At 42.4% G+C, this 14331-nt stretch carries 16 protein-coding genes; 7 read left to right on the top strand and 9 right to left on the bottom strand.

Annotated elements, in window-relative coordinates; all coding sequences use genetic code 11:
• Positions 1–37: 37 nt before the first annotated feature.
• A complete protein-coding gene (locus ACE3T3_RS10300; protein ID WP_374666592.1) occupies positions 38–1429 on the bottom strand; it encodes a PLP-dependent aminotransferase family protein in 1392 nt (463 codons plus the stop codon).
• A 276-nt stretch (positions 1430–1705) separates the two neighbouring features.
• Between ACE3T3_RS10300 and ACE3T3_RS10295 the strand changes: the two genes are divergently transcribed.
• Both ACE3T3_RS10295 and ACE3T3_RS10290 read left to right on the top strand, forming a co-directional pair.
• Entirely contained in the window at positions 1706–2569 is an 864-nt protein-coding gene (locus tag ACE3T3_RS10295; RefSeq protein WP_374666629.1) for a DMT family transporter, read from the top strand.
• A gap of 156 nt (positions 2570–2725) precedes the next feature.
• Positions 2726–3178: a pyridoxamine 5'-phosphate oxidase family protein gene (locus tag ACE3T3_RS10290; protein WP_374666627.1), complete on the top strand. Its 453-nt coding sequence runs from the start codon at positions 2726–2728 to the stop codon at positions 3176–3178.
• Positions 3179–3224: 46 nt separating this feature from the next.
• Here the strand turns inward: ACE3T3_RS10290 and ACE3T3_RS10285 are convergent, their stop codons facing one another.
• A complete protein-coding gene (locus tag ACE3T3_RS10285; protein WP_374666590.1) occupies positions 3225–3854 on the bottom strand; it encodes a uracil-DNA glycosylase family protein in 630 nt (209 codons plus the stop codon).
• Between the two features lie 27 nt (positions 3855–3881).
• Positions 3882–4592, bottom strand: coding sequence for an SGNH/GDSL hydrolase family protein (locus tag ACE3T3_RS10280; protein ID WP_374666588.1), 711 nt, complete (start codon positions 4590–4592; stop codon positions 3882–3884).
• 488 nt (positions 4593–5080) lie between these two features.
• On the opposite strand from ACE3T3_RS10280, the gene ACE3T3_RS10275 reads away from it, so the two are divergent.
• The 4 genes from ACE3T3_RS10275 (at position 5081) to ACE3T3_RS10260 (ending at position 7865) form a co-directional block, all read left to right on the top strand.
• Positions 5081–5242, top strand: coding sequence for a hypothetical protein (locus ACE3T3_RS10275; RefSeq protein WP_374666586.1), 162 nt, complete (start codon positions 5081–5083; stop codon positions 5240–5242).
• 36 nt (positions 5243–5278) lie between these two features.
• A complete protein-coding gene (locus ACE3T3_RS10270) occupies positions 5279–5827 on the top strand; it encodes a hypothetical protein (protein WP_374666584.1) in 549 nt (182 codons plus the stop codon).
• 350 nt (positions 5828–6177) lie between these two features.
• Positions 6178–6705 (top strand): MarR family winged helix-turn-helix transcriptional regulator, encoded by a 528-nt coding sequence (locus tag ACE3T3_RS10265; RefSeq protein WP_374666581.1) that lies wholly within the window; start codon positions 6178–6180, stop codon positions 6703–6705.
• 2 nt (positions 6706–6707) lie between these two features.
• Positions 6708–7865: a multidrug effflux MFS transporter gene (locus ACE3T3_RS10260; RefSeq protein ID WP_374666579.1), complete on the top strand. Its 1158-nt coding sequence runs from the start codon at positions 6708–6710 to the stop codon at positions 7863–7865.
• Between the two features lie 148 nt (positions 7866–8013).
• Here the strand turns inward: ACE3T3_RS10260 and ACE3T3_RS10255 are convergent, their stop codons facing one another.
• The 6 genes from ACE3T3_RS10255 to ACE3T3_RS10230 form a co-directional block, all read right to left on the bottom strand.
• Positions 8014–8304 carry an addiction module antidote protein gene (locus tag ACE3T3_RS10255; protein WP_374666577.1) on the bottom strand — a complete coding sequence of 97 codons (291 nt, stop codon included), beginning with the start codon at positions 8302–8304 and terminating at the stop codon, positions 8014–8016.
• A 36-nt stretch (positions 8305–8340) separates the two neighbouring features.
• Complete coding sequence (locus ACE3T3_RS10250) at positions 8341–8604, bottom strand: type II toxin-antitoxin system RelE/ParE family toxin (RefSeq protein WP_374666575.1); 264 nt, start codon at positions 8602–8604, stop codon at positions 8341–8343.
• 640 nt (positions 8605–9244) lie between these two features.
• The gene (locus ACE3T3_RS10245) at positions 9245–9988 is read right to left on the bottom strand and encodes an SDR family oxidoreductase (protein WP_374666573.1); all 744 of its coding nucleotides are present in this window, start codon (positions 9986–9988) and stop codon (positions 9245–9247) included.
• Positions 9989–10013: 25 nt separating this feature from the next.
• The gene (locus ACE3T3_RS10240; protein WP_374666571.1) at positions 10014–10712 is read right to left on the bottom strand and encodes a histidine phosphatase family protein; all 699 of its coding nucleotides are present in this window, start codon (positions 10710–10712) and stop codon (positions 10014–10016) included.
• A complete protein-coding gene (locus ACE3T3_RS10235; protein WP_374666569.1) occupies positions 10709–11830 on the bottom strand; it encodes a phosphotransferase family protein in 1122 nt (373 codons plus the stop codon). The genes ACE3T3_RS10240 and ACE3T3_RS10235 overlap by 4 nt, the downstream gene beginning before the upstream one ends.
• 167 nt (positions 11831–11997) lie before the next feature.
• Positions 11998–13239 (bottom strand): acyl-CoA dehydrogenase family protein, encoded by a 1242-nt coding sequence (locus tag ACE3T3_RS10230; RefSeq protein ID WP_374666567.1) that lies wholly within the window; start codon positions 13237–13239, stop codon positions 11998–12000.
• Positions 13240–13331: 92 nt separating this feature from the next.
• On the opposite strand from ACE3T3_RS10230, the gene ACE3T3_RS10225 reads away from it, so the two are divergent.
• Positions 13332–14249 (top strand): LysR family transcriptional regulator, encoded by a 918-nt coding sequence (locus tag ACE3T3_RS10225; protein WP_374666565.1) that lies wholly within the window; start codon positions 13332–13334, stop codon positions 14247–14249.
• Positions 14250–14331 lie beyond the last annotated feature (82 nt).

The following is a 14331-nucleotide window of genomic DNA, read 5'->3' as shown; positions in this document are numbered from 1 at the left end:
CTCTTAGTTTCATTGTTAAGGTATAAATATCTAAAATTTATCCGACATTCTGCAATTGCAGTTCATTGAGACACAAGGTCAAAACATCAAAGACTTTTTTGTCGATGCATTGCGCCACATTAAAGCGCATGAATTGTCCAGCATTTTGCGCTTGGCTAAATGAGTTGCCCGGCGCAAGAATAATGCCTTTGGCCAAACAATTTTTTGACAGCTGGGCGGCATCAATATGTACGGGCAATTGGCACCATAAAAAAATTCCTGCCTTCGGTATCACCACAGGATGAATTTCCAACAGAGCAAGCTTTTTCACCGTCTCCATCATCTGCTTTTGTAATTGTTTCTTGACCCATTCAATATGCCGCCCATAACTGCTGTCCATCAGCGCTTGATAGATAATTTCAGCATTGAGATGGCTGGTATTAAAATGTGTCGAAATATTCAAATCAATGAGCTGTTCAATCATCGCTTCTTGCGCAATGATATAACCGCAGCGCACAGCCGCAGACAGCGTTTTGGTAAAACTGCCGATTTGGATGACCTGCTTTAAACCGAGCAATGTTAAATAGCGCGGCGCATGCAAATATTCAAGCTCTGCAAAAATATCATCTTCAACAATAGTCAGGCCGCTCTGCTCTGCCAATTTGGCAATTTCAAATGCGGTTTGCATCGACAGCGCAGCACCCGTTGGGTTATGCAGACCTGAATTGGTCAAATACAGTTTGGGCTGAAAATGCAATGCCTGTTTGAAAGCTTCTACATCTGGGCCATTTTTTCCATAGGATACAGCGATACAATTCAGTCCATGCGCTTTGATTAAGGCTCGAAAATTAAAGTAACACGGATCATCAATCAGCACCGTATCGCCCGCTTTTAAAAGATGGCGGAAAATCAAATCAATGGAATGTGTGGCCGAATCACTGATCAAAATCTGCTTGAGATTCAACGTTACATCATAGATTTCACGCTTGCGCGCAATGTAGCGTCTTAAATTTACATGTCCATGCGGAATAGAATAATCCAGCAGGAAACTGCTATCAGATTTAGCAGCTGTTTTTAATGCTTTACGCAAAGTCTGTTCAGGCATCCATTCTTTTGGCAGCCAGCCGCAACCCGGCTTGAGCATATCATCATGGGCATCCAGAGACTGACGGGAAATCCAAAGTGGATCCACCTCTCGGCTATATTCAATGGAATGTTCAACCAATAATGTCCTTGTGGTTGATGGCTTGCAGACATAATAGCCAGCGCCAATGCGTGATTCCAAAATACCTGTACTGACGAGGCGCGCATAAGCTTCAACAACGGTTGAAACTGAACAGCCGAGCTGCTGCGCAAATTGACGTACAGAAGGTACGCGTCCACCTTCAGACAGCTGCTTCTGATCGATGAGCGTACTCACCTGCTGCATGACCCATTCAATTTTTGTCATATTTCATTCCTGCCATGCATACCTTATACAGATTGTCTGGACTTCACTTTTTTATTTAACTGCTTATTGAACTTTTTATTGAGTAAGCCAAGCCGCCACATTTTCACTCTATTCAGCTTATAAAAATGCCTTTTTAAATGCAAATTGTATGGGTATTTTAACCATAACAGTTCTTTTTAATTGTATTGGACTGTATCTATATCAGTTGTGCGCCAAGGTTTAAATTTTATAGAGCATCTATCGTACAATGCACATGGAATTCCAATGCAAATCAATATAAAAGAAATTCATCAAGGCTGGCTGAATGGGTTCATTGGTATGATTATTTTTGCAGGTTCGTTGCCTGCAACCCGTGTCGCGGTGCAAGGTTTCAGCCCTGAATTTCTGACTGGCGCACGTGCTTGCATTGCTGCTGTTTTAGCCTTGATTCTATTAACTATTTCAAAACAGCCAAGACCATCCACACAGCAGCTCAAATCGTTATGTATTACATCCGCTGGTGTGGTCGTTGGTTTTCCCTTATTTTCTGCATTGGCTTTGCAAACTATCACGGCCGCACACTCCTTAGTTTTTGTTGCTTTACTGCCCTTAGCTACTGCATTTTTTGCGGTGCTGCGGGCAAAGGAAATGCCAAAAAATGCCTTTTGGGTATATGCCTGCATCGGCAGCGGTCTGGTTATTTTCTTTATGCTGTATCAATCAGGTTTGGAAGGCGTTTCACTGGGTGACCTGTATATCATTATTGCCGTTTTACTTTGTGGATTAGGTTATGCCGAAGGTGGTGTGCTTTCGCGTACTTTAGGCGGATGGCAAGTTATTTGCTGGGCTTTAGTGATTGCACTGCCCATTATGCTGCCTCTTTTTTGGCTATATTTCCCTCAAAATTTCAATAATATCCCTGTATCTGCATATATTGGACTCGCTTATGTTTCGATCTTCAGCATGCTGATCGGATTCTTTTTCTGGTACAAAGGTTTAGCCTTGGGCGGCATTGCCAAAGTGGGACAAATTCAACTGGTGCAGCCTTTTATTGGACTGATGTTTTGCGCTGCTTTGTTAAATGAACAGATTAGTTTTTTAATGATTGCGGTCTCTTTGGCTGTGGTCGGCTGTGTGGTTATGGCAAAAAAATATGCCTAAGCGACTGAAAATATAAAAGCAGTGGCGTGAATGACCACTTCATTGCCACTGTTCAGCAAAGAATGCTGTGCAAGTTTTGCTATAGTAAAGATTAAGCACAATAACAATAAAAGGCTAAATAATGAATTTTGAACATTGGGTACAATTCGTAAAGTAATGGCAGATGCGCAACGCGCGTCTATGCATTGCTCCATTGCATCCGTCGATCAAAACTTACAGCCAACCATCACACCAATTGGCACCTTATTTCTGCATGAAGACAGTTTTTCAGGTTTCTTTTTTGATACTTATTCTGAAGCGTTGCAAGAGAATTTCATTCAGAACCCTAAAGCCTGCATACAAGCCATTAACAGCAGCAAACTCTTTTGGCTGAAGTCCTTAATCACGGGACAATTTCAAGATTATCCGGGCATCCGTTTATATGTCGAAATTGGACAATTAAGGCCAGCACAAGAAGCAGAATTGGCTTTAGTGCAGCGTAGAATCAAAGCTTTAAAATGGACCAAAGGCAGTCGTTTGATTTGGAATGATTTTCATCAGGTGCGAGATTTTAAAGTACACCATTATCGTTGGGTTCAATATCCAGTCATGATGCCCAAGCAGCTTTAAGCAACCGCTTTCTACCTCAATCATTTTAAATATAGCAAATACTCTCTTAAAGTAAGCCTATTTCTTTAAATAATTGAGCATAGGCTTCGGCTTTTTTCTCGAGTGCTAAAGGATAAGCGCGTGATGAAGACGGCATCCGATATAAGGTTAAATCTCGGTCGGCAAAGGTCGCATGTGCAGACTGTCCAATTTTCGGTTTTTCTGCATCTTCGGGCATCGACAGCATCAACGTATCCGTTGCTTTATCGCCGGTGGTCATAATATTGCGGCATTCTGGCATTTGCGCTAACAGCTTGGCGATATCCGCCCGTTGATGAATCTGTAAAAATTTATCTGAGGCATTGCCTTTCAGCCGAATTACTTGATACGCCGTATCAAAAAGACCAATCCCTTTTTCATTCAAAAAATCTCGAATCAACTGTTCCTTAAAAGTTTTATTGTCCACATTGAGAAAGTAATTTTTATCCTGAAAAAAGCAAATGCCAAAAATTTTCCACATGTCATTTTGGAAGTTCGGATAATAAAATTCCATTTTCCAGCGTGCTGCTGGCGGCGGGAAACTGCCCATGATTAGCAATTTACCATTGTGAGGCAAAAATGGCTGAAAGGGATGCGTTTCAATCTCACCAAGATGATCGACTGCGTTTTGAGTAGGTTCTAATTCAAGTTTTTTCATTGCTTAAAATTGTACTGTTTTGAGTAATCAAAATTGCTGACGGATCAGATCTGCAGCGGCTTTGCCCCAAATCTGATAAATTTCTTTACTTGGATGAAAGCCATCCACGGCCATGTCTAAATTCAGCGCTTGGTATTTGTGCAAATCATATTCGATCCACTGCATATTGCTGCGGGTATGCACCAAATGAGCCAATTCCGCATTCATTTGCTTGGCATATTGTCCAAAAAGCCAGCTTAAAGGATTCGGCAGTGCGGGAAATAGATGCATAGGCGGCACGCCAGCAGCCACCACCAATGTAGGATTAAATTTCTGTTGAATCAAGCGGTATAAATCCTGCTGTTTCTTCACCCATGACTTTGCAGACATTAGTTTAGTGACATCATTCACGCCTACTGATGTCAGCACCACATCATAATGACGATTTTCTAATGTGTGAATATTCTGAATTATTTGACTCGTTCCATCACCAGTTTTGGCATGCAGTTTCCAGTCAATTGCATAATCCATTTTCAATTCGTCAATAACGGCACCGAGCAAGGCATCCTGCTGGGTTTCTACACCCACACCGGCTGCTGCGGAGTCGCCTAGAATTAAGATTGAGAGCGGCGTACCTATACCCGTATGCCCGTCACGCAGACCTTCCGGCTCCGGTAAACGCGGCGTATTCTTTTTGACGCGATAGCCTTGAACGATTAAAGCTGGAATTAATGCGATTGTGACAACTTTTAACAACATAATTGTAGGTCTTAAATTTTTAGATCAGTTTTAATAAAATATAGCCTACTCTGTTTGACGGATCGAGTGAATTTCATCACAGTCACTTTCAATACAGCCATTGTCATTGCCGGTAAAACGATTGCAGATTTAAGGAATCGGCCTAAAGCATGGGGATACATAGAGACAGTTCAGCCAATAGCCATAAACTGAATATTTTAGGCAGATCTGCAGTGGCCGTTGCAAATTTAAATGCTTCAGCCATGATTTTATGACTGATAATTAACACACGTTGTCATTACATCAGCTAAACAATTTAAATTTAAGCAAAAAAATTACCAAAGTCGGCTTTAAAACAAGCTTTCACCTCAATGCTGCAACGCCATTTACTCTATATGTTTTTTCATAATTCATACTCAATTAAATACAAAGACCGCTTGTATAAAGATCTTGTATTGAGCATCATTTTAAGATGTTTAACTGCTTTAAAATGAGCCAGGTGAGCAGCCATGATCAATAAAATTTACTTAGCCTGCATCCTTACTGCATGCAGCATGCCTGTTTTTGCACTGACAGCCGCTGAACAGAAACAAGTTGATCATCTCGTTCAGCTGTTTAAGCAAAACAATAAAAGCGCAATTGCGCAAAGCATCCGCTACCCGCTGCAGTGAGAAGAACCGATACCGGAAATCAAGAATGCCAAAGAAATGATGAACCGTTTTGATCAAGTCTTTGACGCCGAGTTAAAACAGGACATCAGCCATTCCAAACCAAGCCAGTGGACTGCGATGGGCGGGCGCGGACTGATGCTGGATAACGGTAAAATTTGGTTTGACGGCAAAAGAATCACGGCTGTCAATTACAGCAGTCAAGCAGAACAGCGCTATAAACATGAGTTAACGGCTGCGCAAAAGCAGCAGCTGCACCCTAGCCTGCGGTCTTTTAAAGCGCCGGTTTTGGTCTTTAAAACCCAAAGTTTTAATATCCGCATTGATGAACTGAGCAATGGCAAGTACCGTTATGCCGCTTGGAAAGCTGGACAAAAGCAGTCTGAAAAACCGGCTTTGGTGTTAAATAACGGCACGGTTGAATTTGATGGCAGCGGCGGCAATCATCATTACCTATTCAAAAACGGCGCGTATAGCTATGTTGTTGAACGCAATATATTGGGCGACAGCACAACACCAGACGTTTATTTAACCGTTAAACGTGCGGATACAGCAATCTTGGAGCAGGCAGGTTCAATCTTAAAATAAATGACTTTTTAAACACTGCCGTTTCAAAATAAACGATCCCAATACATGAGACAGTGGGTTGCTGATCAGATCTTTAAATAAAGATCTGAATAATGATGCTATGAAAAACCAAAACCATGCTCTCGATACAACACAATCTGCGCATCCATTCCGCTCCCGCATGTTGCACATCCAACAGTGAGCGCATTTTAATCAGCCAGCGTTAAACACGCTGGTATGAGTCCTTTCTCCCCCTGCATTTGCCTGCAAATTGATGGATTGATTCAGCTTCATAATTCTTTATTTGAAAATTGACTTCTCCCATTCAAATGGCATATTTGAAAAATAGATGACATACAATCTATTTAATTATGAGTACACATTCTGAACTGGATCAATTGCGATTTGCCGGCTTAGCCTCATTGGTTGCGCGGACATGGCGCAAGACCATTGACAGCCGCTTGGAAAAATATGATCTGACTGATGCCACATGGCTTCCATTGGTTTATTTAGCCCGCATAGACAAACCCATTCGGCAAAAGGATTTGGCCGCGATGCTGTCACTTGACAGTTCCTCTATAGTGCGCGTGCTGAACCATTTGGAGAAGGCCGGTTTAGTTGAACGGGTGCCAGAAGAACATGACCGCCGTGCCAAAGCCACCAGCATTACTCCGCAAGGCCTTGAAGTAATTGAGCATTTGCAGAAAATATCTCAAAGTTTAGAAGATGACATCAAAGCCCGTTTAGATCCGCATGATTTTCAAATTGCTAGACAAGTACTCAAAAGCTTGGTTTTGATATTAGAAGATTTACCTCAAGGTGAAGCTTTGGATCAACCACTCGAATTTGATCATCGCCAAAGAGCAAAGCCTCAAACCAATAACAGTGCGGAAGATTGATCATGTCTCCAAAAAACAACATTCCGCTGTGGTTTCTGGCAGTATTAACCCTCAGCGGCACACTGGCTATGCATATTTTTGTGCCTGTTTTGCCCTTGGTGGGACAAGATTTTCATGCCGACCTGCATGAAGTTCAGCTTACACTCAGCGTTTATATTTTAGGTTTAGCGATTGGCCAGTTATTTTACGGTCCGTTGGCAGACAGTTTTGGCCGCAGACCGATTTTAATTTTCGGCATGCTGCTTTATTCTGCAGCCAGTATTGGCGCTTTGTTCGCGGCTAATATTGAAATGCTGATTGGCATGCGATTTATACAAGCCTTGGGCGGATGTACCGGCTTGCTGCTTGGCCGAGCTATTGTCCGAGACACTTCGACAGGCGCAGACACCACCAAACGGCTATCGCTGATGAACATGATGGTAATGTTTGGCCCAGGGCTTGCTCCCCTGTTAGGCGGTCTGCTGGCCTCCATCTCCGGCTGGCGCAGCATTTTTATTGCTTTAAGCATTTTGGGCCTGATCAATTTGATCTTGGTATATATATTTATTCAAGACAGCGCCTTAAAACGTGATACTTCATTCAAAATAGTTGCCAGCAATTATAAGCAGTTGATCAGCTCACCAAAGTTTTTGGGACTGACTTTAGGCGGCGGTTTAGCGACAACCTCTATGTATGCCTTTTTAAGTGTGGCTTCCTATATTGTGATACAGCAGCTGGGCGGCACTTTGCATGAAGTCGGTATTTATTTGGCTTTAATCATGGTTGGCGTTTGGATTGGCACATTTGCAACCAGCCGTTTGGCCGGCCGATGGTCTATAGACCGGATGATTGCAATTGGTAGCGGCATCAGCTTTGTATTTGCCAGTATTTTTCTATTGTTTAGCTTTTTTGACATCATCAATGTTTATACCGTGATGATACCGATTGTCTGTTTTTGTGTAGGTGCCGGTTTAGCATCACCTGCTGCATTAACCAAAGCATTAAATGTGAATCCTAAAATTGCAGGTTCAGCATCCGGTATTTATGGATGCTGTCAAATGGTCATTGGTGCAATTTGCGCATCACTCAGCGGCATTGGTGATAATCCTGCACTTGCCGCGGCTTGTGTTCTGTTCATCTCCTGCATTGTTGCGCAGATCAGTTTTAGGGTTGCTCATTAAGTTGATGCTCTTGCATAGGCATTAATTAAATGATGTTTAAATTTGAATGCTTTCGCAGTATGTATTTCTCACTTTGGGCTAACACTCGTATTACGTATAAGAAATTTATGTTAAATAAGATGAAGCTTAGACAAGATCTTATGAATAGTTAGGCATTCTGCACAGTTAGTTTTAAACCTAAAGCATTTACTACTCGGTTAATTGTATCAAAACGAGGTGCTGAATCTTGACGGAGTGCTTTGTAAAGTGCTTCACGTCCAATTCCTGCGTCTTTAGCAATTTGAGTCATACCACGAGCTTTGGCAATAACACCAAGTGCGTGAGCTAGTTCAGCAGGATCATTTTCTTCAAGAACCATATTAAGATATATTACAATATCTTCCTCACTCTTAAGTGCTTCTGCCATGTCAAAGCTAGGTAGATCAGCTATTTTAACCATTTTTCAATCCTCTAAAGATTTTGATAAATCAACAGCTCATTCTATATCCTTTTGCTGTGTAGATTTATCACCACCTCCAAGCATCACAATGATTACATCACCATGTTTGATGTAATACATGCGCCAACCTGGTCCGAAGAACTCTCGCATTTCCCAAACACCTTCTTGAAGATGCTTTACATCGCCCCAATTACCTCGCTGAACCTTTTCTAATCTTCGATTCAGTTTAAGGCGGGTCATATTGTCTTTAATGCTATCTAACCATTCATCAAATTCAGGGAGACGTTTAATCTCGATCATGAAAGTTCCTCTTTATTGTATTCGATCGAATACATAATATTATAATGAATATATTTTATGAGTAAATTAAATAATAAGAATATATGTTATCAATTGATTAATTAACAACCTGCCATCTCGGCAAGAAGTATCAAAACAGCATATAAAAAAGCCGATTTGTAACAAGGTCAGCTTTTGGCCGTTTTTGAGGGTGGTTAAAAAAATTTAACCATATGAAAAAAATGTTTTTTATAATCCATTTCATATAACGGCCATTATGTTAAATCGGATTTATTACTTTCATTAAAGAAGTTGTTTTTTCATAAAAATTGAGTTTTTTATTGCTGGAGTAGTTAAAGAAACTTTATCAATCATGCATTCTCTTGCAGTATTACTATTTAGTATTCTTATAAGCAAAATAGTAGCCCAATTAGGTGCTTTCTTTACTAGATATGGTAGTTCATTAATAATTTTAACTACATATAAATTATCTTAATTTATTATATTAAATCATCAACTTACCCAAAAAAACGCTCATCACCAAATAGTTTTTTGTCGACTTATCAAGTTCCACCCAAACATATCTGAATTGATCTTCCATGAATTAAAAAAGCCCCATTTGGAGCTTATTTTAATGTGAAAACTCAAAAAGACTAAAACATCAGCCGAGTTTCATGACCAGTTTTAAAGGCAAGACTTTCATAATGGTTCCAAGCGGCATCCACGGCCATTTTGGCACATAGGCTTTAACCGGTTCTTTTTCAATTTCAGCCGCTAATAACCGCGAACCAGTTTTTTCATCGATTTCAAAAGGCAGTTTCTTCGCGCCTTCATTGATTTCTGTACGGATATAGCCCGGGAAAATCGTAGACACTTTAATTGGCGTATTGATCAGCTCGGCACGGATGCCTTCTGCTAAATGCGCAACACCGGCTTTGCTTGCGCCGTAAGCTGTTAAATGTTTTGGCATGCCGCGCATTGCACTCATGGATGAAATCACCACCAAATGCCCGGCGTTTTGCGCACGGAAAATTTCAACCGCAGCTTCACACTGCGCTAAAGCAGAAATAAAGTTGGTTTCCACCGTAGCACGGTTAATCTCAAAATTGCCTTTGCCAATGCGGCGGCCTTCTCCAACACCTGCATTGACAATCACGCGGTCAATCGTGCCAAAATCTGCTTTAAATGCGCGGAACACTTCAAACACTTGATCGTAATTGGTCACGTCTAAAGTTTTGGCAATCACTTGAATGCCATATTGGCTTTCCAATTCTTGCTTTAAGCTTTCTAAACGCTCTAAACGGCGGGCGCAAATCGCTAAATTATAGCCTTTTTGCGCAAATTCACGCGCCATGCCTGCGCCAATCCCTGAGCTTGCGCCAGTAATTAAAATTGTTTTAGCCATAATTGAATCCTTAATATTTTTTAAATCAAATCCAAGTCAATAAACTTGGGTTCGCGGCTTTTATAAAATGATGTTCGTTTAGACTCAGCAGCTGCGGCTCATTGCCGACCAATCGCAATGTGGTCATGCTGGTATTGGCAATCGCCCAATTTAGCGCAAAGGTTTTTTCAGGGCTGAGGCCTAAAATTTTGCCGACTGCAACCGAGATCACGCCACCGGAAGTAAAAACCACCGCATAGCGCGGCTGAGTCTGCGCCAGCTCATCACATAAATTCTGCAATGCTGTTTCTACGCGGTTTTTAAAATGCGGCCAAGATTCATCATATTCATGGTGATACTCACCGCCTGTCCAGCGGCCAATGGCGCCCTCAAAGATTTTGGCCAGGTAGGCCCGCGGATTGGCCTCTTTAGAAACATCTTCTTTCAGCAAATGCGGCTCATTAAAACGCGGCTCATATTGTGCAAACACTTGCTGATGATTGAACTCATTCCATGCGCTGTCAGTCACAACATCGCTTTCTGGAAAGCATTTTTCCAAGGCAAGGCTGGCCGTTTGCTGATGGCGCTGCATAGAACCGGCAACGGCATATGGCGCTTCTTTTAAAATTTCATCAAAATATTGACCCAGCACTTTCGCTTGCAATTCGCCATTGGGTGAAAGCTTGTCATAGCTTTCAGCGCCAAAAGATGCCTGCCCGTGACGAATCAAATAAATCGTGGTCATTTTCCTAAAATATCCTTCATTTTTTCGATGTACTTTTGCGCAATGTCATTGGCTTCAAGCTTCTGCAAGCCAATCAGTTTCAATGCGCGTATATGCAAAGCATGAATCACAATCCAGAAATCTTTAAACGCTGGATTATTGGTTTGCTTATGATAAAAACGGTAGTAAATCTGCTGCGCGATCACCGCTAAGCGGAAGATGCCGAAGACTTCGTAAAATGTCCAGTTGTCTGTGTGCAAGCCTGTTTTTTCAAGATAGTAATCCACCACTTCTTTGCGGCTAAACATGCCTTTTAAATTGGTCGGCTGGCGGCGGGTAGCTTTAAAAATGGCATTGTCTTTATCTTCAACCCAATAGGCCAAAGCTGAACCCAAGTCCATTAACGGATCGCCCAAAGTCGCCATTTCCCAATCCAGCACGCCAATCACTTCGGTTGGATTTTCAGGATTTAAAATGACATTGTCAAAACGCCAATCGTTATGAATAATGCAGGTGTTGGTATCTTCTGGAATATGCGCTTTCAGCCAATTGCGCACATATTTGAATGACGGCACATTTAACGTTTTGGCTTTTTCATAGCGCGCATCCCAGCCTTCCACTTGGCGGCGGCAATAACCCTCACCTTTGCCGAGCTTTTCCAGCTCAGTCCCTTGATATGGCACCTGATGCAGTTCAATCAGCTTATCAATTACATTGATGCACAGCTCACGGACTTGGTTTTCATCAAAGTTCAGCTCTTTCGGCAGATTCGCGCGCGGAATAATGCCTTCAACGCGTTTCATCACGTAAAAATCGCAGCCAATCACCGATTCATCCTGGCACAGCGCCACCATTTCAGGCAGTACTGGATAAAACTCAGCTAAGTTTTTTTGCACATTGTATTCACGCGCCATATCATGCGCAGATTTGGCTTTCGTTCCTTTAGGCGGACGGCGCAAAATCAAGTCCGCGTTTTCATATTTAAGGCGGTATGTCCAGTTTGACGCACCGCCTGAATATTGAGTGACCTCTACAGGGCCGGCAATATCCGCACCTTGTTCAATTAGCCAGTTGCTTACCGCGCGGACATCTAATTCTTCACCCTCACGAACTGTGCCGCCTACATCAATCACTGACATTATTTTCACCCTAAATCTTTCAATGCAAATCTTTTTAACCCAGTCTTTGAGGCCGTCACATTCAAGTTATGGCTCAAGAGCTGTAAGTAATACGTAAATTGTTATGCTCATATGTTTATAGCACGGTCAACCCAGAGTTGCCATGCTATAAACCGTGCAGAAAATGCTTACTTTTTGCGGCGTGAGCTGTAGCCGCGTTTTGCCAATTCCAGCTTCGCAATCATGCCTTTATGCACTTCATCCGGGCCATCCGCCAAACGCAGTGAACGCGCTTGCGCAAAGAAGCCGGTTAATGGCGTATCACGCGAAACCCCGGCGCCGCCGTGAATTTGCATTGCCATATCCACCACTTTTTCCAAAACGCTAGGCGCAACGACTTTAATCGCAGAAATCTCGGTTAAAGCGGCCATATTGCCTAAGGTATCCATTTTATACGCGGCATACAGCGTCAATAAACGCGCTTGATCAATGGCAACACGGGCTTCTGCAACACGTTCCAAATTTCCGCCCAGTTTTAAAATTTCTTTGCCGAATGCGGTACGGCTCATGCCGCGGTCAATCATCAGTTCTAATGATTTTTCTGCCGCGCCAATGCAGCGCATGCAGTGATGGATACGGCCAGGGCCAAGACGGCCTTGCGCAATTTCAAAACCTTGGCCCGCGCCGCCAATAAAATTAGCGACCGGCACACGCACATTGGTGAAGCTGATTTCGCCGTGTCCATGCGGCGCGTCATAGTCACCAAAGACCGGCAGCATGCGTTCGATTTTTACACCCGCTGTTTCAACAGGAACCAAAACCATCGAATGCTGATGATGGCGATCTTTGCTTTCATCTGGAGTATGCGCCATAAAGATAATAATTTTGGCATTCGGATCGCCTAAACCTGACGACCACCATTTACGGCCATTCAAAACAATTTCATCGCCGTCAATAACCGCTGTCGCTTGCATATTGGTGGCATCCGATGAAGCCACTGCAGGCTCCGTCATGCAGAATACAGAACGGATTTTTCCGTCTAAAAGCGGTTTCAGCCACTGTTCTTTTTGCGCTTCTGTACCGTAGCGCCAAATCACTTCCATGTTGCCGCTGTCTGGCGCATTGCAGTTAAATACTATGGGCGCAATCAAGCTGCGGCCTGAAAGTTCGGCAATGTGCGCGTATTCCTGTACTGATAAACCTTGTCCTAATTGATCGCAAGGCAAAAACATATTCCAAAGCCCTGCAGCTTTGGCTTTGTCTTTCAGAACTTCAAGCTGAGCGGGCCACTGCCATTTGGTCCAGTCACCGCCCTGATTCAATTCATGCACTTCATGCCAAAATTCAGTTTCAACTGGCTCGATTTCGTTTTTAATGAACTGTTTCGTTCTTTCAATATAATCCTGTGCGCGTGCTGATAACTCGAACATGGCATGATCCTTTTCAATATTGTGTTTTACGCTTTACAACAACATACCTTGAAAACTATTATGAACAAAATGATTTAATTTTATAATTCATCATGAATTCAATTCATAGTAAAAACCTGATTGATCTGGGAGTTTTCCACCGCATCGATATCAACTTATATCCGCTGTTTATCGCGGTATATGAGCAAAAAAGCATTTCGAAAGCGGCGCAGATTCTTTGCATTACTCAATCCGCCGCCAGCCACGCTTTGCAGCGCCTGCGCCAGCATCTGCAGGATGATTTATTTGTCCGCGCCGGCAGCAAAATGCTCCCTACACCTTTTTCCGAGCAGATCTATCCTTCCATTAAAGATGCGCTGTACGCCATACAGAACATCTCCATGCAGAATCAAAGTTTTGATCCCAGCGCCGTGCAAAGCCTTAAAATTGCATTGCATGATGAAATTGAACCGCTGATTTTTCCTAAGCTGGTGGCGCATTTTCAGCAAAGCCAATTCAATATTCAATTTTCCAGCATTAAGTTAGACCGCAAAAATATTGCGGCAGACCTTGCTTCGCAGCAAATCGATTTTGCCATCGATTTAGAACAAAATTTTGGAGATAAAATTCAATTTCAAACGCTGCAGCAGGATCATTTTGTAGTCTGTTCACAGCAGACGGAAATGAATGAGCAGCTCTATCTCGCTTCAGCGCATATTGGCGTTTCTTCACGCCGCACAGGTGTTTTGGTCGAAGATATTTTTTTAAACCGCAAACAGCTGTCACGTCAAATTACCCTGCGCTGCCAGCATTATTCAACTGCGCTGCAAATTTTAGCGCAGCAGCCAAAAACAGTTTTGACCATTCCCAAGAATATTTTGGCGCATTTGCAAATTGCAGAAAACCTGAACATTTTTGATGTGCCTGTAGAACTTCCGAAAATTAATATGGGGATGTATTGGCATAAAGATATTCAAGAAAATGCACGTCATAAATTTTTGCGAAGCGAAATAATTAAAATTTTTGCTTAGGCTATTTATGGCAGCCAGAGATGAACGTGTCTGTTCAAGCGCATCGGCAAAACAATGTACAGCAGTGAATAAATTTTCAACA

The organism is Acinetobacter sp. (assembly GCF_041919735.1).
Classification (GTDB): Bacteria; Pseudomonadota; Gammaproteobacteria; order Pseudomonadales; family Moraxellaceae; genus Acinetobacter.
Note: the sequence above shows the minus strand (reverse complement) of the source record. Positions and strands in the feature narration are given on the sequence as shown.